Genomic DNA, 22856 nt, shown 5'->3' with positions numbered 1-22856 from the left:
GCTGGGCCGAAACCATGAGCCACACCCCCCTTTCGTACAAAGACGCCGGCGTTGACATCGTTGCTGGCGACGCGCTGGTCGAACGCATCAAGCCCCTGGCCAAGAAAACCATGCGCGAAGGCGTGCTGGCCGGCATTGGCGGCTTTGGCGCCTTGTTTGAAGTGCCCAAGCGCTACAAAGAACCCGTTCTGGTGAGCGGCACCGACGGCGTGGGCACCAAGCTCAAGCTGGCTTTTGAATGGAACATGCACGACACGGTGGGCATCGACTTGGTGGCCATGAGCGTGAACGACGTGCTGGTGCAAGGCGCTGAGCCACTGTTCTTTCTCGACTACTTTGCCTGCGGCAAGCTGGACGTGGACACGGCAGCGGCCGTGGTCGGCGGCATTGCCAAGGGTTGCGAGTTGTCCGGCTGCGCCCTGATCGGCGGCGAAACCGCCGAGATGCCGGGCATGTACCCGGCGGGCGAATATGACTTGGCCGGCTTTGCGGTCGGTGCGGTTGAAAAATCGAAAATCCTCACCGGCCAAAACGTCAAAGCCGGTGACGTGGTGCTGGGCTTGGCGTCCAGCGGTGTGCACTCCAATGGCTTCAGCCTGGTGCGCAAGTGCATCGAGCGCGCAGGTGCCGACGCGCCTGCCACGCTTGACGGCAAGCCCTTCAAGCAAGCCTTGATGGCGCCCACCCGCTTGTATGTGCTGAACGTGCTGGCGGCCTTGGCCAAACACCCGAGCACGGCAGAGACTTCAGGCATCAAGGCCCTGGCCCACATCACCGGTGGTGGCCTGCTCGAAAACATTCCCCGCGTCTTGCCCGACGGCCTGGCGGCCCACCTGCAAAAAGGCAGCTGGCCGCAGACCGAGCTGTTCGCCTGGTTGCAAAAGACCGCTGGCATCGACGACATCGAGATGAACCGCACCTTCAACAACGGCATCGGCATGGTGGTGGTGGTGGACGCCGCCGAGGCTGAGTCCTGCGCGGCCACCCTGCGCGAGTTGGGCGAGTCGGTCTACACCATCGGCACCATCGCCCCCCAGGGCAGCGGCGCGCAAGTCGTCGTCGCTTAAATCCGGCTCAGGCGTCGCCTGACAGTTCGCTCAGCCGAACTTGCAGCGCCGCTTGGTCGTGGGCCTCGGGCTCTGCGCCGAGATACACCCGCAAGTCGTGCAAGGCGTCTTGCGTGTGGCCCAGTTCGGCGTGCACCAGGCCCCGGTCGCGCCGCTCGTCCCACGCTTCGGGCAACAGCACCACCAAACGGTTGAGCACGGCCAGCATGCGCGGCCAATCCTCTTGGGCGCGGAACACTTCCTTGAGGTTGCGCAGCATGCGGGCCAACAAATCGCGCGGCGGGCAGGCCTGCAGATACAAGCCCAAAGGCGTCTCGCCGCCGTCCAGATCGGCCCCAGCGGCCCAGTCCACATCGTCGCGGTAGGGCCCCAATCGGTCGGCCAGGTTGTCCACACCCAGGGACTCCCCCGTCAAGGGGTCCAGCACCACCAAGCCATCGTCCAAGGCGACCTTGACCAGAAAATGTCCCGGAAACGAAATGCCCTGGGCATTCAAGCCCAGTGCCTGCGCCAACTCCAGCCAAATGACGGCCAATGAAATCGGCAAACCCCGGCGGGTGCGCAGCACCTCTTGCAGGTAGCTGTTTTCGGGGGCGTAGTAATCGTTGGCGTTCACGCCAAAGCCCAGGTCTTTGTAGAACACCTGGTTCAAGATGGCCAATTTGCTCAGGTCATCGGAGCCCGCAGGCATGCGCTGCGTGACTTTTTTCAGCAAGCGCTCCACATCGTCGAGCACATGCTGCACATCCATCTCGGGCTCTTCGTCTTGCGCCAAGCTGGCAGCGGCTTCCAGCAAGGGGAAGTGCTCATCGCTTTGCACCAAGCTGGCAAAGTAGTCGAGCGGCGAGACGGGTTCGAATTTCAGATCCATGCTTTGGCCAGCGTCCTTTCAACGCTTGAGGAATGCCTTCAAGCGCAGGCCGGTGGCCCACAACGCGCCAAAGTACAAGAGGGCCGAAGCGCTCAGCACCGCCAGCATCCAACCGATGCGCAGCCAAGGGGTTTGGCGCAAATCCACCCAAGGCAGGCCCTTGGCCGCCACCCACAAGAGCGTGGTGAGCAAACCTGTAGCCAGCACCACCTGCAAGGCAAAACGCAACCAGCCCGGCTGCGGCTTGTAACTGCCCCGGCGCAGCAAGCCGATCAACAACCACAAGGCATTGACCAGTGCGCCCAAACCAATCGACAAAGCCAGACCGGCGTGTTGCAACCAAGGGACAAAGGCCAGGTTGAACAGCTGCGTGATGACCAGCACGACCACCGCGATCTTGACCGGCGTGCGGATGTCTTGGCTGGCGTAGTAACCCGGGGCCAACACCTTGATGGCCACCAGGCCCAACAGGCCAATGCCGTAGCCGGTGAGCGACAGCGTGGTTTGCTGCACATCGCGGTCGGTGAATGCGCCATAGTGGTAGAGCACGGCCACCAGCGGCTGAGAAAACACCAACAAGGCCGCCGCACACGGCAAGGCCAGCAAAAGCACCAAGCGCAGGCCCCAGTCCAACATCGCGGCGTAGCGCTCCGAATCGCCGGTGGCTTTGGCCGCGGCCAGTTGCGGCATCAAGACCGCGCCAAGCGCCACGCCCAGCATGGCGGTTGGGAACTCCATCAAACGGTCGGCATAGCTGAGCCAGCTCACACTGCCAGGCGCCAGGTGCGAGGCGATCTGGGTGTTGATGAGCAAGGAAATTTGCGCCACGCCCACGCCCAGCAAGGCAGGCGCCATCAGGCGCAAGATGTTGCGGGTGGCCGGATTGGTCCAGGCCTGGCGCAGGGCCGAGGGTCGGATGCCGATGCGCGGCAACAAGCCCAAACGCTTGAGCGCCGGGATCTGCACCAAAAGCTGCAGCACCCCGCCCAGCATGACACCAGCTGGCAAGGCATACACCGCTTCGATGCCTTGTTGGGCCAGCCAAGGCGACAGGCCCAAGGCGGCGGCGATCACGCTCACATTGAGCAGCACGGGCGTGGCTGCGGGCACGGCAAAGCGTTTCCAAGTGTTCAAGATGCCGGCCGACAAGGCCACCATCGACATGAAGGCGATGTAGGGAAACATCCAGCGGGTCATCAGCACCGCCGACTGGTAGCCCTTGGGGTCTTGCTGCAAACCGCTGGCCAGGGCCCAGACCAGCCAAGGAGCCACCAGCACCCCGAGCACCGACAGGGCCAAAACCGACCAAGCCAGTGCCGTGGCCACGCTGTCAATCACTTCTTGGGTGGCCTTGTCGCCAAATTGGGCACGGTTGGCCGCCAGCACCGGCACAAAGGCTTGGCTGAACGCCCCTTCGGCAAACAGGCGGCGAAACAGGTTGGGAATGCGAAAGGCGACGTTGAAGGCGTCGGTCAAGGCGCTGGCACCAAAGGCCGAGGCGATCAAGAGCTCGCGCACCAAACCCGTGACCCGGGAGGCCAGGGTGAAAATGGAAACAACAGAGGCAGAACGAAGGAGGCTCACCCGAGGGAGTGTAGCGGCCCAGGTGAGAACTTTCAGCGCGGGCCCTCCAGGGTGCGGGGGGCGTTTTCTCATCCGCTATAATGCTGGGTTCGCCGACAACATCCTCAGACCCCAAAGGAAATCATCATGGCATCAGCTAAGCCAAAGAAAAAGAACCCCCGTCTTGCCTCCGGCCGTAAACGCGTCCGTCAAGACATCAAGATCAACGCCGCCAATTCTTCGCTGCGTTCCAAATACCGTACCGCTGTCAAGAACGTTGAAAAAGCTGTTCTGACTGGCGACAAGACCAAAGCCACCGAACTGTTTGCCAAGATGCAAGCCGTTGTGGACACGATCGCCGACAAGGGCATCTTCCACAAGAACAAGGCTGCTCGCGACAAGAGCCGCCTGAGCGCCAAAGTCAAGGCCTTGGCCCTGGCTGCAGCCTGATCCGCTTTTAAAGATCAACAGCCCGGCTGGAAGCTTCTGGCCGCCGTTTGAAACGGGTGCGCTGTCAGCGAAACCAAACCGCCTTCGGGCGGTTTTTTTATGGGCTATTCAAGCACCGCAGGAGGGGCGTGTTGGCGGGCTCCTCATGATTCGCAAGCTCATAAAATCGTCGCCCGCCAACACGCCCCTCCTGCTCAACGGTACGCAAACAAAAACCGCCCGAAGGCGGTTTGGTTTCGTAGGTGGGATTATTTGGCCGGCGGCGGATCGGGCAGCAAGCAGGCTTCGGCCAGTTGCAGGCCATTGTCGCGGGCGAAGTTCATGACGAAGTCCCAGGCCATGACGTCGTAGTCGCGCAAGTCGCTGTGCACCACGACGCATTTGACGCCGCCCAATGTGGTGGGGATGCACCAGGGGGAATAGCTCAGGTGGCTGCCGGGGCTGGCGCCGCCGGGGCGAAATGGGCTCATGACGCCTGCCAATCGTTCGGCCCAGTCGCTGGGCCTGAATGTTCTGCCATCCTGGGTGATGCCCTGGATGAACACTTCTTTGGCGTTGTTGGAAACCATCGGATAGAGGTGTGAATGAAGACTTTCCAGTGACCGGGATCGCCGAGCACTGGTTTACCCGAGTATTGTATCTTATATAAGACTTTAAAGCTGTGACAGCCGTCTTCGGTCCGTCATGAAACTGCCTCTAAAATCTCGTTTCAGCGGCCCTCTTCGTTGGGCCGATTTTTATTTTTGGAGTTCACGCATGCCCGCTTTCATTGAAGCCGCCTCACCGCACCTCATGAACACCTATGGCCGACTGCCGATCGCACTCAGCCATGGCCAGGGTTGCCGAGTCTGGGACGTCAATGGCAAGGAGTACCTGGATGCTTTGGCCGGCATCGCCGTGAACACGCTGGGGCACAACCACCCCGAATTCGCGCCAGCGCTGCAAGACCAGATCGGCAAGATCATCCACACCTGCAACTACTTCCACGTGCCCAATGCCGAAGTGCTTGCGGCCAAGTTGGTGGAGCTGTCGGGCATGACGAACGTGTTCTTTTGCAACTCGGGTCTGGAAGCCAACGAAGCGGCCATCAAGCTGGCGCGCAAGTTCGGCCACGACAAGGGCATCACCAACCCCAAAATCGTCGTGTACGAAAAAGCCTTCCACGGCCGCAGCATCGCCACACTCAGCGCCACGGCCAATGTGAAACTGCAGCAGGGCTTTGGCCCCATGCTCGAAGGTTTTGTGCGGGTGCCCCTCAACGACATCGAGGCTTTGAAGAAAGCCACCCTCAACGACCCCGATGTCGTGGCCGTGTTTTTTGAAACGATCCAAGGCGAAGGCGGCATCAACCCGATGCGTGCCGATTACCTGCGCGAAGTGCGCGCCCTGTGCGACCAGCAAGACTGGCTCTTGATGATCGACGAAGTGCAGTGCGGCATTGGACGCACGGGCAAGTGGTTTGCACACCAGTGGGCCGGCATCGTGCCCGACGTCATGCCCTTGGCCAAAGGTCTGGGCTCGGGCGTGCCGATTGGCGCTGTGGTAGCTGGCCCCAAGGCCGCCAACATCTTCCAGCCCGGCAACCATGGCACCACCTTTGGCGGCAACCCGCTGGCCATGCGTGCGGGCGTGGAAACCATCCGCATCATGGAAAAAGATGGCCTGCTGGACAACGCGGCACGCCTTGGCGCCCACTTCCACGAGAAACTGAGCGCTGCCTTGGGCGGCCGAAAGGGCGTCAAGGAGATCCGTGGCCAAGGCCTGATGATCGGTATCGAATTCGATCGCCCCTGCGGTGTTTTGCTCAAGCAAGCGGCCGACGCGGGTCTGATCATCAACGTGACCGCCGACACCGTGGTGCGCCTCTTGCCTCCGCTGATCATGACCACCGCCGAAGCGGACGAGGTGCTGGCCATCCTCTTGCCGCTGATCCAAGCGTTTTTAGCAGAACAAGCATGAGCACGCCCCAGCCCAACGCCATCCGGCATTACCTGCAGTTCACCGACCTGAGCGCAGACGAATACGCGCACCTGTTTGCACGCGCGGCCGAAATCAAGCGCAAGTTCAAAGCCTACGAAAAGTACCACCCGCTGGCCGACCGAACGCTGGCGATGATTTTTGAAAAAGCCAGCACACGCACGCGTGTGAGCTTTGAAGCGGGCATGTACCAACTGGGCGGCTCGGTGGTGCATCTGACCACCGGCGACAGCCAGTTGGGCCGCTCCGAGCCCATCGAAGACAGCGCCCGCGTCATCAGCCGCATGACCGACCTTGTGATGATCCGCACGTATGGGCAAGACAAGATCGACCGTTTTGCCGCGCACTCGCGCGTGCCCGTCATCAACGGCCTGACCAATGAGTTCCACCCCTGCCAGATCCTGGCCGACATCTTCACCTTCATCGAGCACCGTGGCTCCATCCAGGGCAAAGTGGTCGCCTGGGTGGGCGATGGCAACAACATGGCCAACACCTGGCTGCAAGCGGCCGAGCTGCTGGGCTTCACCGTGCACCTGAGCACGCCCAGCGGCTACGAAGTCAATGAAAGCGTGGCCGCCCTCAAGGGAACGGGCAACTTCAAGGTCTTCAACGACCCGCTGGAAGCTTGCCGTGGTGCCGACCTGGTCACCACCGACGTGTGGACCAGCATGGGTTACGAAGCCGAAAACGAAGCACGCAAGAAAGCCTTCGCCAACTGGTGCGTGGACGAGGCCATGATGCAAGTGGCCAAGCCCGATGCCCTGTTCATGCACTGCCTTCCCGCCCATCGCGGCGAAGAAGTCAGCGCCGAAGTCATCGACGGTCCGCAATCGGTCGTGTGGGACGAAGCCGAGAACCGCATGCATGTGCAAAAAGCGCTGATGGAGTTCTTGCTGCTGGGCCGTGTGAACGCCTGACATGTCCGCCTGCACCAGCTGCGGCGCTTGCTGCGCGAGTTTCCGCGTGGACTTTTCTGTGTACGAGTACGAAGAAGGTGGCGGCTCGGTGCCTGCGGGCTTGGCCTCGCCCATCACCGAGCACACCTGCCGCATGCGCGGCACCGACCATAGCCCGCCGCGCTGCGCCGCGCTTTACGGGCGCATTGGCGAGAAGGCCACCTGCGGCATTTACGAGTGGCGCCCCTCCCCTTGCCGGGAGTTTGAAGAAGGCAGCGATGCCTGCCAGCGGGCACGACAGCGCCAAGGCCTGCCGCCGCTGAACACCACGGTGTGATCCTGCGCACACGGGGGTGACAAAGCCGTTGTGACCTTTTGCACTACCATCGCCTGAAATCTTTTTGAGGAGACCCCGTGGAACTGCACATCAACGGCCAAAGCCGAAGCACCAACGCCGACCCCAGCATGCCTTTGCTGTGGGTGCTGCGCGATGAACTGAACCTGACAGGCACCAAATTCGGCTGCGGCGTGGCCGCTTGCGGTGCCTGCACGGTGCATGTGGACGGCCAGCCTGTGCGCTCGTGCGTGATGCCGGTGTCTGCCGTGGCGAATCAAAAAATCAAAACCATCGAGTCTTTGGGCACCGCCGATCAACCCCACCCCTTGCAAGCGGCGTGGATCGCCGAGCAAGTGCCGCAATGCGGCTACTGCCAAAGCGGCATGCTGATGGCCGCTGCCGCCTTGCTGGACAAAAAACCCCAGCCGACCGATGCCGACATCGATGCGGCCATGAGCAATCTGTGCCGCTGCGGCACGTACCAGCGCGTGCGCGCCGCCATCCACCGTGCAGCTGCCATGAAGAAAGGCGGTGCCGCATGAAACGCCGTACCTGGATCTTGAGCGCCTTGGGCGCCACCGGTGCCTTGGTGGTAGGCTGGGGCGTGATGCCCGCCCGCTCGCGCATGGGCTCGCCCGAGCTGATGCTCAAAACCGAAGGCGATGTGGCCCTGAACGGCTGGATCAAAATCGCCAAAGACGGCGCTGTGGTCTTGGCCATGCCGCGCAGCGAAATGGGCCAGGGCATCCACACGGCTTTGGCCATGCTGGTGGCCGAAGAACTGGATGTGCCTCTGGCCAAAGTGCGCTTGGAGCAAGCCGGTGCCGACAGCATTTACGGCAACGTGGCCATGCTGGTGGCCAGCCTGCCCTTCCACCCGCTGGACAGCGAAGGCGAGCACAAGCCCACCCAAATCAAAATGGCCGAATGGGTCGTGGGCAAGCTGGCCCGCGAATTGGGTCTGAACGCCACCGGCGGCTCGTCCACCATCGCCGACCTGTGGGACCCGCTGCGCATGGCCGCAGCCACAGCCCGCGCCAGCTTGCTGCAAGCGGCCGCTGGCGCTTGGAAAGTGCCCGCCAGCGAGATCGGCATCAGCCAAGGCGTGCTGAAACACGCTTCGGGCAAAACCGCTCACTTTGGCGAGATGGCCTCAGGTGCTGCAGGCAGCACGCCCCCAAACATCACACCCAAAGCCCGCAAGGACTGGAAGCTGATCGGCCAAGCCACCGCCCGCACCGACATCCCGGCCAAAGTCACAGGTCAAGCCCAGTTTGGGCTGGATGTGCGCTTGCCCGGCATGCTGTTTGCCGCTGTGAAGATGAGCCCGATCTTGGGCGGCAGCGCCGCATCCACGGACACGAAAGCGGCATTGGCCCTCAAGGGCGTGTCCAAAGTGGTACCGCTTGACGCTTGGGGCGGCGGCACCGCCGGTCTGGCGGTGGTGGGCCAAAGCACCTGGCATGCACGCCAGGGCGCAGAAGCGGTGCAAGTGCAGTGGCAAGCGCCCAGTTCTGGCGCGCTCGAGACCGCCACCATCCAAGCCAATTTGCTCAAGGCACTGAACACCGAAAGCGGCTTCACCTTCCACGAGCAAGGTGTGCCCGTTCAGGCCGAAAAAGCGGCCACCACCCGCATGGACGCGCTCTACCAAGCCCCCTATCTGGCCCACGCCACGATGGAGCCGATGAACTGCACGGCGCTCTTCAAAGACGGGCGCGTGGAACTCTGGGCCCCCACCCAGGTGCCGCAAATGGCGCGTGACATGGCGGCCAAAGTGGCCGGTGTCAAAACCGACCAAGTGACGGTGCACGTGACGCTTTTGGGCGGCGGTTTTGGCCGCAGGCTCGAAGTCGACTTTGTGGGCCAGGCCGTGCAAGTGGCCAAAGCCTGCGAAGGCAGCCCGGTGCAGCTGAGCTGGTCGCGCGAAGAAGACATGACGCACGACTTTTACCGCCCCATGCACCTGGCCAAGTTCCAGGCCTCGCTGGACAAAGGCGAAGTCACCAGCTTGCGCATCAAGTCCGCCGGTGACGCCATCACCCCGCGCTGGATGGCCCGTGCCGTGCCCATGCTGTCGGGCCCCATCGACATGCCCGACAAGACCGCCTCCGAAGGCCTGTTCGACCTGCCCTACGGCTTTGCCAGCCAGCACATGAGCCATGTGTTCACGAAGTCCGGCGTGCCCGTGGGCTTCTGGCGCTCAGTGGGCCATTCGCACAATGCCTTCTTCTCGGAAAGCTTCATCGACGAAATGGCCGCGGCCACCCAACAGGACCCGCTGGCCTTCCGCCTGAACTGGCTCAAAGACGCGCCGCGCTACGCTGCGGTGTTGAAACTGGCCGCTGACAAAGCCGGCTGGGGCCAGCCGCTGCCTGCAGGTCGTGCGCGGGGCATCGCGCTGCACGAGTCCTTTGGCTCGATCACCGCCCAAGTGGCCGAGGTGTCTCTGGACAAAGGCCAGATTCGCGTGCACCGCGTGGTCTGCGCCATCGACTGCGGCACCGTGGTCAACCCCGACACCGTGGCCCAGCAAGTGGAAAGCAGCGTGCTCTATGGCCTGAGTGCCGCCCTGTACGGCCAAATCGACATCGTGGGCGGCGTGGTCAAGCAAAGCAACTTCTCCAGCTACCCCATGGTCACGCTCAGCCAGGCCCCGCAAGTGGAAACCCACATCGTGCCCAGCGAGCGTGCGCCCGCAGGCGTGGGCGAACCGGCCGTGCCGCCGCTTGCACCTGCCGTGAGCAATGCCTTGTTTGCGTTGACGGGCAAACGGCTAAGGGCTTTGCCGCTGGTGGTTTAAAAGCCCATGTCGGACTCTGTGAGTGCCGACCTATACCTTGCCGCTGTAGAGCCAAGGCACATCCATCAAGCGTTCACCCATGAGCCGCATCGACAGGTTGCGTCCCCAAGCCACGGGGCCGGTAGCGTGGAAAATTTGCCCATTGCGGATCGCCCGGGCCTGCACGCGGGCGTTACGGGTCCAACGCTGATCGGCATAGGAATGCAAACGCTGCGACACGCTGCCTGCGCCCTGCGCTAGGCATTGCGCCAGGACCTGCGCGTCTTCGATGGCCATGCCTGCGCCTTGCGCCAGATAGGGCCGCATCGGGTGCGCGGCGTCGCCCAGCAAGGCCACACGGCCTTGCGCCATCTGGCTGGCCGCGCTCACGGGCGCACGGTCGTGCAAGGCCCACAAACGCCACGCGGGGATGGCCTCCAAACGCTGTCGCAAATCGGCGCCCACAGGGCCCATGGCCTGCATCAAGGTGTCGGCGTGTCCGGCGTGGTCCCAATCCTTGGGATCGGTGGGTTTGTCACCATGCACGATGACGATGATGTTGAGCGCTTGCCCAGCCCGCACCGGGTAATGCACCACGTGCAAGCGCGGCCCCATCCAAACCGTCACCTCTTGTGTGCGCAAGGCCGATGGCAGATCGGCCTGCGGCACCAAGGCCCTGAAAGCCAAGTGCCCCGTGAAACGGGCCGGCGCATCGCCCAGCAATTGTTGGCGCAGCGCGCTCCAAACGCCGTCGGCACCGATCAGGGCATCGGCCTGCCAAGCCTGACCGCTGGCGCTTTGCACAACCAGGCCCTCACCTGACTCGGTCCAACCATGGACCGACTGCCCCAAGGCCACGCCAGCACCCGCCGCCTGAGCGGCGTGCAGCAGCAAGCCATGCAGATCGGCGCGGTGGATGGTGGCATAAGGCGCACCGTACAGGGTCTGGGCACGCTCACCAAGGCGCAAGCTGCCCAGCACCCGCCCGGTCTGGGCATCGCGGGCTTGCAAACGCTCGGGGAATGCCGCCACACGGCTCAAAGCCTCTGTTAACCCCCAGGCCTGCAAAATGCGCGTCACATTCGGGCCGATCTGGATGCCTGCGCCCACCTCGCTCAGCTGCGCTGCGCGCTCGAGCAACTGCACAGGCAGGCCCTGGCGGGCACAGGCCAAAGCCGCAGCCAAGCCGCCGATGCCACCGCCTGCGATCACCACCTGTTTGGGCTCATTTCTTGTCATGCGTCAATTGTGCCCCGACCGGATCGGGCTTGAAAAATTGGACAATCCAAGGCTATGACAACGATCAAATCTCCTGAACTTTTATTGCCTGCCGGGTCCCTCGACAAAATGCGCGCCGCCTACGACTTTGGCGCCGATGCCATCTATGCAGGCCAGCCGCGCTACAGCCTGCGGGCACGCAACAACGAATTCAAGCTCGAACAGATCGGTATCGGCATTGCCGAGGCGCATGCCCGTGGCAAAAAGTTTTTTGTCACCAGCAACTTGCTGCCGCACAACGACAAGGTGCGCACCTATTTGCGCGACATCGAGCCGGTGATCGCCATGAAGCCCGATGCGCTGATCATGGCCGACCCCGGCCTGATCATGATGGTGCGCGAAAAGTGGCCCGAGATGCCGATTCACCTCTCGGTACAAGCCAACACCGTCAATTGGGCGGCCGTGAAGTTCTGGCAAAAAATGGGCGTAGCCCGCATCATCTTGTCACGCGAGTTGAGTCTCGACGAGGTTGAAAAAATCCGCCAGGAATGCCCCGACATGGAGCTCGAAGTGTTCGTGCACGGCGCCCTGTGCATTGCCTACTCGGGCCGTTGTCTGCTCTCGGGCTACTTCAACCGCCGAGACCCCAACCAAGGCACCTGCACCAATGCCTGCCGCTGGACCTACGGCACACAAGAGGCCACCGACGAGACCGATTCCGGCGAAGTCAAACCCATCAAGATGGACGGCGATTTCAGCTTCGAGCAAGAGCAAGAAGCCGCCGAGAAAAACTTCTCGGCCTGCGGCGACGGCCAGCGCCACCCGGCCGCAGACAAGGTCTACATGATCGAAGAAGCCGGCAGGCCCGGTGCGCTCATGCCCATCATGGAAGACGAGCACGGCACCTACATCATGAACAGCAAGGACCTGCGTGCGGTCGAGCTGATCGAGCGCCTGGTCAAGATCGGTGTGGATTCGCTCAAGATCGAAGGCCGCACCAAGAGCCTGTATTACGTCAGCCGCACCGCGCAGGTCTACCGCCGCGCCATCGACGACGCGGTGGCCGGTCGCCCCTTCAACCCCGAACTCATCAGCGAACTCGACGGCCTGGCTTCACGCGGCTACACCTCGGGCTTTTTGGAGCGCCGCCCCGCGCAGGACTACCAAAACTACGAAACCGGCCACTCGGTCGGCCACCGCAGCCAGTTCGTGGGCGAGGTGCGCAGCGCTCAAGACGGCTGGGCGCTGGTCGAGACCAAGAACAAATTTTCGGTGGGCGACACGATCGAGATCATTCACCCCAGCGGCAACCGCAAAGTGCCCCTGGCCCAGATGAAGAATGAAAAAGGCGAAACCATCGAAGTCGCACCGGGCAGCCCGCACAAAGTGTGGATCCCGATGGATGGCCCGGCCAATGGGGCTTTGATTGCACGGATGTTTTAAGGCGATCAACGCCCATTCAAAGGATAAGACGGGTCGTTGTAGCCCGGTGTCGAGGGATGGCCTGGCGCCACCAGACGGTTGACGAGCGCCTCGTCTTCCGGCGTGATCACCACGTCCAGCGCACCGGCATAGTCTTGCCACTGCGCCAGCGTGCGCGGGCCGGCGATGACGGCGCTCACATGGCGATTGGCCAGCACCCAAGCGGTGGCGAAATGGGCCAGCGAGACGCCTTTGCCCTCGCAGTGCTGGCGCAGGGTTTGTGCAATCTGCAAGGACTCTTCCCGGAATTCGGTCTCCAGAATGCGCTTGTCCGCCCGAGCGGCGCGGCTGCCCTCTTGGGGCGCTTGGCCGGGGGCGTATTTACCCGTCAACACGCCCCGGGCGATGGGACTGTAGGGCACCACGCCCAAACCATGATGCCCGCAGGCTTCCAGAATTTCCACCTCGGGCATGCGGTTGAGCAGGTTGTAATAAGGCTGGCACACCACAGGCCCGGGCATGTTCATCTGCTTGGCCATGTGGACCATCTCGGCGATGCGCCAGCCCCTGAAATTGGAAACACCCCAATAACGGATCTTGCCTGCACGCAGCAAGGCCTCGATGGCCCGCAAAGGCTCTTCCAGGTGCATGCCGTTGAAGTCACGGTGCAGGTAATAAATGTCCAGGTGATCGGTGCCCAAACGCTGCAGGCTTCCCTCACAGGCCCGCATCACCCAGCTGCGTGAGTACTGCCCTTCGTTGGGCAAGGACGACATGGCATTGCCCACTTTGCTGGCCAGCACCCAGCGGTGCCGCTGGCTTGGCAACAACTGCCCCAGCATCGCCTCGGATTGGCCCAGGCTGTAGACGTCGGCGGTGTCGATGAAGTTGCAGCCCATGTCCAGGGCGTGGTCCACGATGCTGCGCGCCTCGTCCAAAGGCGTTTGATCGGCAAACATCATGGTGCCCAAACACAGGCGGGAGACTTTGAGTGGGCTCTTGCCCAGATTGGCGTATTGCATGACCGGCCTTCCATGTGGTGATGGCACAAGCCTAAACCCAAAGCCCTGACTGGCTTGTCACCTGCGCGGACAAGAAAAAAGCCCTGCCGGCTTGCACCGGCAGGGCTTGATTCAACACGGGGTTGATCAGGCGGTCACGCCTTTGGCGGTTTCCACGTACTCATCAATCTGGTTGAAGTTGAGGTACTTGTAGATGGCTTCGCCGTCCTTGTTCACCACGCCCATGGCTTGGTGGTACTCGGCCACGGTGGGGAATTGGCCCATCTTGGAGGTGATGGCGGCCAACTCGGCCGAGGCGAGGAACACGTTGGTGTTCTTGCCCAGACGGTTGGGGAAGTTACGGGTCGAAGTGGACACCACCGTCGCGCCTTCGCGCACTTGGGCTTGGTTGCCCATGCACAGCGAGCAGCCGGGCATTTCGGTGCGGGCACCGGCCGTGCCGAATGCAGCGTAGTGACCTTCTTTGATCAACTCGCTCTCGTCCATCTTCGTTGGAGGTGCCACCCACAGCTTGACGGGGATGTCGCGCTGGCCGCCCAGCAGCTTGGCTGCGGCGCGGAAGTGACCGATGTTGGTCATGCAAGAACCGATGAAGGCTTCGTCGATCTTGGTGCCCGCCACTTCCGACAGGAACTTGGCGTCATCGGGATCGTTGGGGCAGCACACGATCGGCTCTTTGATGTCGGCCAAATCGATCTCGATGATGTGGGCGTACTCGGCGTCTTTGTCGGCTTCGAGCAAATTGGGCGCGGCCAACCAAGCTTCGACCTTCTCGATGCGGCGCGCCAAAGTGCGTGCGTCGGCGTAGCCGTCGGCGATCATGTTCTTCATCAGAACCACGTTCGACTTCAGGTATTCCTGCACGGGCTCTTTGTTGAGCTTGATCGTGCAACCCGCGGCAGAGCGCTCGGCCGAAGCGTCAGACAACTCAAACGCTTGCTCGACCTTGAGGTTGGGCAGGCCTTCGATTTCCAAGATGCGGCCAGAGAATTCGTTGATCTTGCCGGCCTTGGCCACCGTCAACAAACCTTGCTTGATGGCGTACAAAGGAATCGCGTGTACCAAGTCGCGCAATGTCACGCCAGGCTGCATTTCGCCTTTGAAGCGAACCAGGATGGACTCGGGCATGTCCAAAGGCATCACGCCTGTGGCCGCACCAAAAGCCACCAGACCGGAGCCAGCAGGGAAGCTGATACCGATGGGGAAACGGGTGTGCGAGTCGCCACCAGTACCGACGGTGTCAGGCAACAACAAACGGTTCAACCAAGAGTGGATCACGCCATCGCCAGGACGCAGGGCCACGCCACCACGGTTGCTGATGAAAGCAGGCAGTTCGCGGTGGGTCTTGACGTCCACGGGCTTGGGGTAAGCGGCGGTGTGGCAGAAGGACTGCATGACCATGTCGGCCGAGAAGCCCAGGCAGGCCAGGTCTTTCAGTTCGTCACGGGTCATGGGGCCGGTGGTGTCTTGCGAGCCCACGGTGGTCATCTTGGGTTCGCAGTAAGTGCCGGGACGAACGCCCTGGCCTTCTGGCAAACCGACCGCACGGCCAACCATCTTCTGGGCCAGCGTGAAACCGGCTTTGGAGGAAGCAGGTGCTGTGGGCAGACGGAACAGGGTCGATGCTGGCAGACCCAGGAATTCGCGGGCCTTGGCGGTCAAGCTGCGGCCGATGATCAGGTTGATACGGCCACCGGCACGCACTTCGTCAAACAACACGTCGCTCTTGAGTTTGAACTCGGCCACGGTCGCGCCGTCTTTCACGATCTTGCCGTCGTAGGGCAGGATGTCGATCACGTCGCCCATTTCGAGCTTGGACACATCGACTTCGATTGGCAAAGAGCCAGAGTCTTCTTGCGTGTTGAAGAAGATCGGGGCGATCTTGCCACCCAAAGTCACGCCACCGAAGCGCTTGTTGGGCACAAAGGGGATGTCCTGGCCTGTGGCCCAGATCACGCTGTTGGTGGCCGACTTGCGGCTGGAACCTGTACCGACCACGTCACCAACGTAAGCCACCAGATTGCCTTTTTTCTTCAGGTCGTCGATGAACTGCATCGGGCCGCGCTTGCCGTCTTCTTCGGGCTTGAACGCTGCGCCTTCGCGGGTGTTTTTCAACATCGCCAGGTAGTGCAATGGGATGTCAGGACGGCTCCAGGCGTCGGGCGCTGGCGACAGGTCGTCGGTGTTGGTCTCGCCAGGCACCTTGAACACGGTGACGGTGATTTTTTTCTCGACTTCAGGACGGGTGGTGAACCACTCGGCATTGGCCCAGCTTTGCATGACGTCCTTGGCTTTGGCATTGCCGGCCTTGGCTTTTTCAGCGACATCGTTGAAGAAGTCGAACATCAACAAAGTCTTTTTGAGGGCTTCAGCGGCCACGCCAGCGACTTCAGCGTCGTCCAGCAACTCGATCAGGGGGTGCACGTTGTAGCCACCCACCATGGTGCCCAAGAGCTCGGTGGCTTTGGACTTGGAGATCAAGCCCACTTGGACTTCACCGTGCGCCACAGCGGCCAGGAAAGAAGCTTTGACCTTGGCAGCATCGTCCACACCAGGGGGCACGCGGTGGGTCAACAAATCCATCAAGAACGCATCTTCGCCAGCAGGCGGGTTCTTGATCAGCTCGATCAAGTCGGCAACTTGCTTGGCGTCCAGCGGCAAGGCTGGGATGCCCATTGCAGCGCGTTCGGCTGCGTGTTCACGGTAGGCTTTCAACATGGTTTTTTCTCCGGTCAAACAAAATCAAAGGGTTATCGGCCCATGCCGGTCGTATCGAACAGCTTGGGGGGTGGGTTGTGTTTCATGTCTTGCGCAAAGGCCATTTGCTCAGGGTGCGCACATTCATCGGCCATGCGGCGCCCTCTTTTTTGGTCCATCAGCATGGACTTGTTGGCCAGTTGCAGCCACACGGCACCGGCCTTCTTGTCTTCCAGGCGAATGGCGCCGGTCGAAGTGCTCACGGGGTGCATGTGGTAGCGAAAGCCTTTGCCATGGAGGTGAAAAAAGCCTGGGCGTGATTCGTCGGACTCCAAACGCACAAAGGCGCCCAACTCGCAGGCCAAGTGACCTTTGTGAACGCGCTCGGCAATGGCCAGCGCTTCATCGGTCAAAGAGTTGTCCAAGGACGGCATGGCCGCCAACGCAGCAGGCGCGGCCATCAAAGGCAAGGCCACGGCAGCCGGCTTGACCCAGGCCGCTGACTTGGCAGGGGCTGGTTTGGCGGCCTGAACCTTCAGGCTTGCCGCTTTGTGCAGCTGTGGCTGGGGTTTGGCCACTTTCTTGGGTTGCGGTTTAACCGCAGGCTGGGGCTGCGCCGCCTGCAAAGACAGCGACAAACAGGCGATCACGCCACCCAAGATGTGGATTGCGAAAGAGCGTGTCCAGCGCTTCATGCCGGCCACCGGGTCGATGCACCCGCCTCTGCCAAAAACAACTGGATTTGCGCTGGCAAGCGGCGACCGGTCTGGTGCGCACGCTCGAGCAACTGCCAAAAGAAACGGTAACTGGCGCGGTCATGCAATTGACCGGCATGGCTGATGGGCGCCCATTGGGCCGCATGGGCCGCCAAGATGATGGTGCTGGCCTGATCGATCTGCGCTTCGCTGGGGGCCATGGCCTCCAAGATGGGGCGGATCTGATCGGGGTGGATGCTCCACATGCGGGTGTAGCCCAGCTCACGGGCGGCTTTTTGAGCCGCCATGCGGATCGCATCGGTGTTCTTGAATTCGGTGACCACGCAATGCGAGGGCACCTTGCCATAAGCATGACAGGCGCTGGCGATGTCCATCTTGGCGCGCAAGACCAAGGGATGCGTGAATTGGCCTTCGATCCCCATGCCCTCGGCAGGAATCGCGCCGGCGTGGGCTGAGACAAAGTCCATCAGGCCAAAACTGATCGACTGCACACGCGGATGGGCAGCGATGTCAAAAGCGCGGTGCACGGCACCGGGCGACTCGATCAGGACATGCAAGGGCAGATCGGCCGCGCCCGCTTGCAGCAATGCGGCTTGGGCGCGCTCGACATCGGCCACGGTCTCCACCTTGGGCACCATGATGTGCGACAAGCATGAACCGGCCTGGCCGGCAATGAGCGCCATGTCGGCCTCAAAGCTGGGGTGATCTACGGGGTGGACGCGCACGGCCACGCGGGCGTCGGGTCGCGCTGCGGTCGTGGTCAGCGCCAATTCGGTGACCAGTGCAGCGTGTTCGGCTTCGCCACCGACTGGGGCGCCATCTTCGCAGTCCAGGGTGACATCGAAGACGCAGGTACCGAACTCCTGCGCCATCTCGGCCTGCAGCTGCAGGCTTTTGCGCATCCTCGCTTCGACACCGCTGTAGTGGTCACAAACCGGCAGCAAAATGCGACCGGCTTGCGCACCCAACAGAACGTCGCGAGGATGGCTCACTGAGTTACTCGTCTCGAGAATCAGATCAAGTGGGCAACGCCCGCTTGCTCATCGGTCAACTCTTTCAGAGTCTTGTCGATGCAGCCTTGGCTGAAGGCGTCGATTTCCAGACCTTCCACGACTTTGTATTCGCCGTTTTCGCAGGTGACGGGGAAGCCGAACATGACATCTTTAGGAATGCCATACCAGCCTTGCGATGGGATACCCATGGTGACCCACTTGCCGTTGGTACCCAAGGCCCAGTCGCGCATGTGGTCGATGGCCGCATTGGCAGCCGAAGCAGCCGAGGACAGGCCACGGGCTTCGATGATGGCCGCGCCACGCTTGCCGACGGTGGGCAGGAACACGTTGGCGTTCCATTCCTGGTCGTTGATCATGGCCTTGACGGATTCGCCCTTGATGGTGGCGAAACGGTAGTCGGCGTACATGGTGGGCGAGTGGTTGCCCCATACGCACAGTTTTTCGATGTCGGCCACGGCTTTGCCGGTCTTGGCGGCGATTTGCGAAGCAGCGCGGTTGTGGTCCAAACGCAGCATGGCGGTGAAGTTGCCGGGCTTGAGGTCAGGCGCGGCCTTCATGGCGATGTAGGCGTTGGTGTTGGCGGGGTTGCCCACGACCAAAACTTTCACGTCGCGCGAAGCCACGGCGTTCAGGGCCTTGCCTTGAGCCGTGAAGATGGCGCCGTTGATGGCGAGCAATTCAGCACGCTCCATGCCGGGGCCACGGGGACGCGAACCGACCAACAAAGCGTAGTCCACATCCTTGAATGCGGTCATGGGGTCGCCATGGGCTTCCATGCCCACCAACAATGGGAATGCGCAATCTTCCAATTCCATCATCACGCCCTTGAGCGCTTTTTGAGGGCCTTCGACAGGCACTTCCAGCAATTGCAGAATGACGGGCTGGTCTTTGCCCAACATTTCGCCAGAAGCGATGCGGAACAACAATGCATAACCGATTTGACCTGCTGCGCCGGTAACGGCAACGCGGACGGGCTTTTTCATGGTGGATAACTCCAGAAGGTTGAAAACAAGTGGTCGCAGTCCTGAGCCAGCAGTCGTTGCCAGCAGGTCTGTCCGGGACACCGGACCCGCCCTTCGGTCTCACGCACGCGCAACCTCTGGGCAAGCAAACAGCTTTCAAGTGTACCCGCGAAAACCCTGATTCGTCAATTTGTCTTATGTCTTATATAAGATATGATTGCGCGTCTGACACGATGCTGACCACGTGCCGGATTCACCCCCATGAACAACACCTCGCCCTTGGCCGATACACCCTCCTCCGATGCGCCGGCGCTCACGCCCGCGTTCAGCCCCCTGTATCAACAAATCAAAGGCTTGATTTTGCAAAGCCTGCAATCGGGCGAATGGAAGCCTGGCGAATCCATCCCCAGCGAGATGGAACTGGCCGCCCGCTACCGGGTGAGCCAAGGCACTGTGCGCAAAGCCATCGACGAGCTGGCCAGCGACAACCTGTTGGTGCGCCGTCAGGGCAAAGGCACCTTTGTGGCCACCCACGCCGAGCAGCACGTGCAGTACCGCTTCCTCAAACTGGTGCCTGACCAAGGTGACCTGGACACCGAGGGCCCAGCCCAGCGTGAAATCGTCGACTGCAAGCGGCTGCGCGCCACCGCAGAGGTCGCCCGCGCCTTGGCCTTGCGCACGGGCGACGCCGTGCTGCAGGTGCGCCGCGTGTTGTCGTTTGGCGGCGTGCCGACCATTTTGGAAGACCTGTGGTTGCCCGGCGGCCCTTTCAAAGGCCTGACCGCCGAACGGCTGGCCGACTACCACGGCCCGATGTACGCCTTGTTTGAAACCGAATTTGGTGTGCGCATGGTCCGCGCTGATGAAAAAATTCGGGCGGTGCTCCCCGATGCCAGCCAGAGCGAATTGCTCAAGGTTCCAGGCAGCACACCGCTCTTAAGCGTCGAACGCGTGGCCTACACCTACAACGACACCCCGATGGAGCTGCGCCGCGGTTTTTACCGCACCGACAGCCACCACTATCACAACGCTTTGAATTGAAAAAAGCACGTTCGAACTTTTTTTCAAGCAATGACCCTGCAATGATCATGTCAGTTTGCTGCGTTGCAATAGAATCCTTCGGCTTGTCATTCAAAATTACAACCGAGTTACCTCCCAGAAAGTGCCAACATGACTGAACTCGCCAGAAAGCGGCCTGAATTCCGCAACATCAACGCCCTGAAAGACCTGCCCACTTACCGCTTGCCGGTGGCTGGCATCGTCTCGATCTTGCACCGCATCAGCGGTTTCCTGATGTTTTTGTTGATGCCCCTCATCATTTGGATGTTTGACAACTCCATCACTTCTGAAATCTCCTTCGCCAAGTTCTCGGCCGCCTTCAACATCGGCGTCGGCTTTGTGCCTGGCTGGTTCATGAAGCTCGTGGCCCTGGCCCTGATCTGGGCCTACCTGCACCACTTCATCGCTGGCCTGCGCCACTTGTACATGGACGTGTGCCATGCCGTGACCAAAGAGTTCGGCAAGTCTTCCGCCATCGTCACTCTGGCCCTGAGCATCGCCTTGACCGCCGTCCTCGGCGCCAAGATGTTCGGCCTGTACTGATCAGCCCCCATTACTCCAAAGGAAACTGACCTATGTCCGTGAATTACGGCTCCAAACGCATCGTCACCGGTGCTGGTTATGGCTTTCGCGACTGGCTGGCCCAGCGCGTGACAGGCGGCCTGATGGCCCTGTTCACTGTGATCTTGTTGGCCCAGGTGATTTTCACCTCCGGCCCCATTGGCTACGAACAATGGGCTGGCATGTTTGCCAGTCAATGGATGAAGTTCTTGACCTTAGCGGTCATCGTTGCTTTGCTCTACCACGTGTGGGTGGGCATGCGCGACATTTGGATGGACTACATCAAACCCGTGGCCGTTCGCCTGGTCTTGCACGTCTTCACACTGGTTTGGCTGATCGGCTGCGCTGGCTGGGCTGTTCAAGCCCTGTGGCGCGTGTAATGCGCCTGCGTTTGCGTTGACCTCACACAAAGATAGATAAACATGAGCTACACCAAAGATCAAATCTCCAACCGCAAGTTCGACGTCGTGATCGTCGGCGCCGGTGGTTCGGGCATGCGTGCCTCGCTGCAACTGGCCCGCGCAGGCCTGAACGTGGCCGTCCTGTCCAAAGTATTCCCCACCCGCTCGCACACCGTGGCAGCGCAAGGCGGCGTGTCCGCTTCGCTGGGCAACATGAGCGAAGACAGCTGGGAATACCACTTCTACGACACCGTCAAGGGCTCCGACTGGCTCGGCGACCAGGACGCCATTGAATTCATGTGCCGTGAAGCCCCCAAGGTCGTGTACGACCTGGAGCACATGGGCATGCCTTTCGACCGCAATCCCGACGGCACCATTTACCAACGTCCGTTTGGCGGCCACACCGCCAACTTCGGCGAAAAGCCGGTGCAACGCGCTTGCGCGGCCGCTGACCGCACCGGTCACGCCATGCTGCACACCTTGTACCAGGCCAACGTCGCCGCCCGCACCACCTTCTTTGTGGAATGGATGGCACTGGACCTGATCCGCAACGAAGCCGGCGACTGCGTGGGCGTGACCGCCCTCGAAATGGAGACCGGTGAGGTCTACACCTTGCAAGCCAAGACGGTTTTGCTGGCCACTGGCGGTGCAGGTCGCATTTACCAATCGTCCACCAACGCCTTCATCAACACCGGTGACGGCTTGGGCATGGCGGCCCGCGCGGGCATCGCCTTGCAAGACATGGAATTCTGGCAGTTCCACCCCACCGGCGTGGCCGGCGCTGGCGTGCTGCTGACCGAAGGCTGCCGTGGCGAAGGCGCAATCTTGCTCAACAGCAATGGCGAACGCTTCATGGAGCGCTATGCGCCCACACTGAAAGACTTGGCTCCACGTGACTTCGTGTCCCGCTGCATGGGCCAAGAAATCCTGGAAGGTCGCGGCTGCGGTCCGAACAAAGACTACATCCACATGAAGCTGGACCACCTGGGTGCCGACACCATCCACAAACGTCTGCCTTCCGTGTACGAAATTGGCGTGAACTTCGCCAACGTGGACGTGACCCGCGAGCCCATCCCCGTTGTGCCCACCATCCACTACCAGATGGGCGGCATCCCGACCAACATCAACGGCCAAGTGGTGCACACCGTGAACGGTGAAGACCGTCCTGTGAATGGTCTTTACGCTGTGGGCGAATGCTCTTGCGTGTCGGTGCACGGCGCCAACCGCCTGGGCACCAACTCGCTGCTGGACCTGCTGGTCTTCGGCAAGGCCGCTGGCGACCACATCATCGCCAACAACAAGCCCGGCACCCCTGTGCAGGACCTGCCTGCCAACGCCACCGACTTGACGCTGGCCCGCCTGAACCGCCTCGAAAGCGCTCAAAGCGGCGAATACGCCCAAGACGTGGCCAACGACATGCGCGCCATCATGCAAGCCCACGCTGGCGTGTTCCGCAGCCAAGAAGTCATGGACGAAGGCGTCAAGAAGATCGCTGAACTGCGCGCACGCGTGGCCAACATCGGTCTGAAGGACACCTCCAAAGTGTTCAACACCGCCCGCATCGAAGCGCTGGAAGTGGAAAACTTGATGGAAGCTGCACAAGCGACCATCGAGAGCGCCGCCGCCCGTCAAGAGTGCCGTGGCGCTCACTTGGTGCGCGACTACGAACACGATGTGACCCACCCCACTTGCCCACTGGGCCGCAACGACGCCGAGTGGATGAAGCACACCCTGTGGCACAGCGCCGACAACAGCCTGACCTACAAGCCCGTGCGCATGAAGCCCCTGACAGCCGAAACCGTGCCTCCCAAGCCACGCACTTTCTGAGCGGCCCGCACGAAC

21 protein-coding genes are annotated in these 22856 nt (G+C 61.5%); 12 read left to right on the top strand and 9 right to left on the bottom strand.

Going from position 1 to position 22856, the window contains the following annotated elements; translation table 11 throughout:
* The first annotated feature begins 14 nt into the window (after positions 1-14).
* Complete coding sequence (gene purM / locus QLQ16_RS00210; RefSeq protein WP_283222680.1) at positions 15-1067, top strand: phosphoribosylformylglycinamidine cyclo-ligase; 1053 nt, start codon at positions 15-17, stop codon at positions 1065-1067.
* 7 nt (positions 1068-1074) lie between these two features.
* Here the strand turns inward: purM and QLQ16_RS00205 are convergent, their stop codons facing one another.
* Positions 1075-1938, bottom strand: a complete 864-nt coding sequence (locus QLQ16_RS00205) for a SirB1 family protein (protein WP_283222679.1) — start codon at positions 1936-1938, stop codon at positions 1075-1077.
* 18 nt (positions 1939-1956) lie between these two features.
* Positions 1957-3522, bottom strand: coding sequence for a murein biosynthesis integral membrane protein MurJ (gene murJ / locus QLQ16_RS00200; protein ID WP_283222678.1), 1566 nt, complete (start codon positions 3520-3522; stop codon positions 1957-1959).
* Positions 3523-3648: 126 nt separating this feature from the next.
* On the opposite strand from murJ, the gene rpsT reads away from it, so the two are divergent.
* Positions 3649-3951, top strand: coding sequence for a 30S ribosomal protein S20 (gene rpsT, locus QLQ16_RS00195; RefSeq protein ID WP_108322206.1), 303 nt, complete (start codon positions 3649-3651; stop codon positions 3949-3951).
* Between the two features lie 248 nt (positions 3952-4199).
* Here the strand turns inward: rpsT and QLQ16_RS00190 are convergent, their stop codons facing one another.
* Positions 4200-4520 (bottom strand): DUF3579 domain-containing protein, encoded by a 321-nt coding sequence (locus QLQ16_RS00190; protein ID WP_283222677.1) that lies wholly within the window; start codon positions 4518-4520, stop codon positions 4200-4202.
* A 187-nt stretch (positions 4521-4707) separates the two neighbouring features.
* On the opposite strand from QLQ16_RS00190, the gene QLQ16_RS00185 reads away from it, so the two are divergent.
* The 5 genes from QLQ16_RS00185 to QLQ16_RS00165 all read left to right on the top strand — a co-directional run bounded on the left by QLQ16_RS00185 (position 4708) and on the right by QLQ16_RS00165 (position 9964).
* Positions 4708-5910: an aspartate aminotransferase family protein gene (locus QLQ16_RS00185; RefSeq protein ID WP_283222676.1), complete on the top strand. Its 1203-nt coding sequence runs from the start codon at positions 4708-4710 to the stop codon at positions 5908-5910.
* Positions 5907-6845, top strand: a complete 939-nt coding sequence (argF, locus tag QLQ16_RS00180) for an ornithine carbamoyltransferase (protein WP_283222675.1) — start codon at positions 5907-5909, stop codon at positions 6843-6845. The genes QLQ16_RS00185 and argF overlap by 4 nt, the downstream gene beginning before the upstream one ends.
* A gap of 1 nt (position 6846) precedes the next feature.
* Positions 6847-7161, top strand: a complete 315-nt coding sequence (locus QLQ16_RS00175; RefSeq protein WP_283222674.1) for a YkgJ family cysteine cluster protein — start codon at positions 6847-6849, stop codon at positions 7159-7161.
* Positions 7162-7238: 77 nt separating this feature from the next.
* Entirely contained in the window at positions 7239-7703 is a 465-nt protein-coding gene (locus QLQ16_RS00170; protein ID WP_283222673.1) for a (2Fe-2S)-binding protein, read from the top strand.
* The gene (locus QLQ16_RS00165; protein ID WP_283222672.1) at positions 7700-9964 is read left to right on the top strand and encodes a xanthine dehydrogenase family protein molybdopterin-binding subunit; all 2265 of its coding nucleotides are present in this window, start codon (positions 7700-7702) and stop codon (positions 9962-9964) included. Before QLQ16_RS00170 ends, QLQ16_RS00165 begins: the two co-directional genes overlap by 4 nt.
* Before the next feature lie 30 nt (positions 9965-9994).
* Here QLQ16_RS00165 and QLQ16_RS00160 read toward each other — a convergent pair whose 3' ends face one another.
* On the bottom strand, positions 9995-11182 hold the full coding sequence (locus QLQ16_RS00160) for an FAD-dependent monooxygenase (protein WP_283222671.1): 1188 nt from the start codon (positions 11180-11182) through the stop codon (positions 9995-9997).
* A 54-nt stretch (positions 11183-11236) separates the two neighbouring features.
* On the opposite strand from QLQ16_RS00160, the gene trhP reads away from it, so the two are divergent.
* On the top strand, positions 11237-12604 hold the full coding sequence (gene trhP, locus QLQ16_RS00155) for a prephenate-dependent tRNA uridine(34) hydroxylase TrhP (protein WP_283222670.1): 1368 nt from the start codon (positions 11237-11239) through the stop codon (positions 12602-12604).
* A gap of 5 nt (positions 12605-12609) precedes the next feature.
* Here the strand turns inward: trhP and QLQ16_RS00150 are convergent, their stop codons facing one another.
* The 5 genes from QLQ16_RS00150 to QLQ16_RS00130 form a co-directional block, all read right to left on the bottom strand.
* Complete coding sequence (locus QLQ16_RS00150; RefSeq protein ID WP_283222669.1) at positions 12610-13605, bottom strand: aldo/keto reductase; 996 nt, start codon at positions 13603-13605, stop codon at positions 12610-12612.
* Positions 13606-13731: 126 nt separating this feature from the next.
* Positions 13732-16323: a bifunctional aconitate hydratase 2/2-methylisocitrate dehydratase gene (acnB, locus tag QLQ16_RS00145; protein WP_283222668.1), complete on the bottom strand. Its 2592-nt coding sequence runs from the start codon at positions 16321-16323 to the stop codon at positions 13732-13734.
* A gap of 32 nt (positions 16324-16355) precedes the next feature.
* Entirely contained in the window at positions 16356-16997 is a 642-nt protein-coding gene (locus QLQ16_RS00140) for a hypothetical protein (RefSeq protein WP_283222667.1), read from the bottom strand.
* Complete coding sequence (locus tag QLQ16_RS00135) at positions 16994-17920, bottom strand: HpcH/HpaI aldolase/citrate lyase family protein (protein ID WP_283223107.1); 927 nt, start codon at positions 17918-17920, stop codon at positions 16994-16996. The genes QLQ16_RS00140 and QLQ16_RS00135 overlap by 4 nt, the downstream gene beginning before the upstream one ends.
* 110 nt (positions 17921-18030) lie before the next feature.
* Positions 18031-19014 carry a malate dehydrogenase gene (locus tag QLQ16_RS00130; protein ID WP_283222666.1) on the bottom strand — a complete coding sequence of 328 codons (984 nt, stop codon included), beginning with the start codon at positions 19012-19014 and terminating at the stop codon, positions 18031-18033.
* Positions 19015-19254: 240 nt separating this feature from the next.
* Between QLQ16_RS00130 and QLQ16_RS00125 the strand changes: the two genes are divergently transcribed.
* The 4 genes from QLQ16_RS00125 (at position 19255) to sdhA (ending at position 22841) form a co-directional block, all read left to right on the top strand.
* Complete coding sequence (locus QLQ16_RS00125; RefSeq protein ID WP_283222665.1) at positions 19255-20034, top strand: GntR family transcriptional regulator; 780 nt, start codon at positions 19255-19257, stop codon at positions 20032-20034.
* Between the two features lie 129 nt (positions 20035-20163).
* Entirely contained in the window at positions 20164-20595 is a 432-nt protein-coding gene (gene sdhC / locus QLQ16_RS00120; RefSeq protein WP_283222664.1) for a succinate dehydrogenase, cytochrome b556 subunit, read from the top strand.
* Positions 20596-20627: 32 nt separating this feature from the next.
* A complete protein-coding gene (gene sdhD / locus QLQ16_RS00115; RefSeq protein ID WP_283222663.1) occupies positions 20628-20993 on the top strand; it encodes a succinate dehydrogenase, hydrophobic membrane anchor protein in 366 nt (121 codons plus the stop codon).
* Positions 20994-21035: 42 nt separating this feature from the next.
* A complete protein-coding gene (gene sdhA / locus QLQ16_RS00110; protein ID WP_283222662.1) occupies positions 21036-22841 on the top strand; it encodes a succinate dehydrogenase flavoprotein subunit in 1806 nt (601 codons plus the stop codon).
* The last annotated feature ends 15 nt before the right edge of the window (positions 22842-22856 follow it).

This window comes from Limnohabitans lacus (assembly GCF_030053395.1).
Lineage (GTDB): Bacteria > Pseudomonadota > Gammaproteobacteria > Burkholderiales > Burkholderiaceae_C > Limnohabitans_A > Limnohabitans_A lacus.
Note: the sequence above shows the minus strand (reverse complement) of the source record. Positions and strands in the feature narration are given on the sequence as shown.

Bases quoted from the DNA above. Each gene is read 5' to 3' on its own strand.
- QLQ16_RS00130 (WP_283222666.1), bottom strand. From the start codon at position 19,014: ATGAAAAAGCCCGTCCGCGTTGCCGTTACCGGCGCAGCAGGTCAAATC.
- QLQ16_RS00190 (WP_283222677.1), bottom strand. From the start codon at position 4,520: ATGGTTTCCAACAACGCCAAAGAAGTGTTCATCCAGGGCATCACCCAG.
- QLQ16_RS00150 (WP_283222669.1), bottom strand. From the start codon at position 13,605: ATGCAATACGCCAATCTGGGCAAGAGCCCACTCAAAGTCTCCCGCCTG.
- QLQ16_RS00165 (WP_283222672.1), top strand. From the start codon at position 7,700: ATGAAACGCCGTACCTGGATCTTGAGCGCCTTGGGCGCCACCGGTGCC.
- acnB (WP_283222668.1), bottom strand. From the start codon at position 16,323: ATGTTGAAAGCCTACCGTGAACACGCAGCCGAACGCGCTGCAATGGGC.
- argF (WP_283222675.1), top strand. From the start codon at position 5,907: ATGAGCACGCCCCAGCCCAACGCCATCCGGCATTACCTGCAGTTCACC.
- sdhA (WP_283222662.1), top strand. From the start codon at position 21,036: ATGAGCTACACCAAAGATCAAATCTCCAACCGCAAGTTCGACGTCGTG.
- QLQ16_RS00140 (WP_283222667.1), bottom strand. From the start codon at position 16,997: ATGAAGCGCTGGACACGCTCTTTCGCAATCCACATCTTGGGTGGCGTG.
- QLQ16_RS00175 (WP_283222674.1), top strand. From the start codon at position 6,847: ATGTCCGCCTGCACCAGCTGCGGCGCTTGCTGCGCGAGTTTCCGCGTG.
- QLQ16_RS00205 (WP_283222679.1), bottom strand. From the start codon at position 1,938: ATGGATCTGAAATTCGAACCCGTCTCGCCGCTCGACTACTTTGCCAGC.
- sdhC (WP_283222664.1), top strand. From the start codon at position 20,164: ATGACTGAACTCGCCAGAAAGCGGCCTGAATTCCGCAACATCAACGCC.
- sdhD (WP_283222663.1), top strand. From the start codon at position 20,628: ATGTCCGTGAATTACGGCTCCAAACGCATCGTCACCGGTGCTGGTTAT.
- QLQ16_RS00160 (WP_283222671.1), bottom strand. From the start codon at position 11,182: ATGACAAGAAATGAGCCCAAACAGGTGGTGATCGCAGGCGGTGGCATC.
- QLQ16_RS00185 (WP_283222676.1), top strand. From the start codon at position 4,708: ATGCCCGCTTTCATTGAAGCCGCCTCACCGCACCTCATGAACACCTAT.
- purM (WP_283222680.1), top strand. From the start codon at position 15: ATGAGCCACACCCCCCTTTCGTACAAAGACGCCGGCGTTGACATCGTT.
- QLQ16_RS00135 (WP_283223107.1), bottom strand. From the start codon at position 17,920: ATGCGCAAAAGCCTGCAGCTGCAGGCCGAGATGGCGCAGGAGTTCGGT.
- trhP (WP_283222670.1), top strand. From the start codon at position 11,237: ATGACAACGATCAAATCTCCTGAACTTTTATTGCCTGCCGGGTCCCTC.
- rpsT (WP_108322206.1), top strand. From the start codon at position 3,649: ATGGCATCAGCTAAGCCAAAGAAAAAGAACCCCCGTCTTGCCTCCGGC.
- QLQ16_RS00125 (WP_283222665.1), top strand. From the start codon at position 19,255: ATGAACAACACCTCGCCCTTGGCCGATACACCCTCCTCCGATGCGCCG.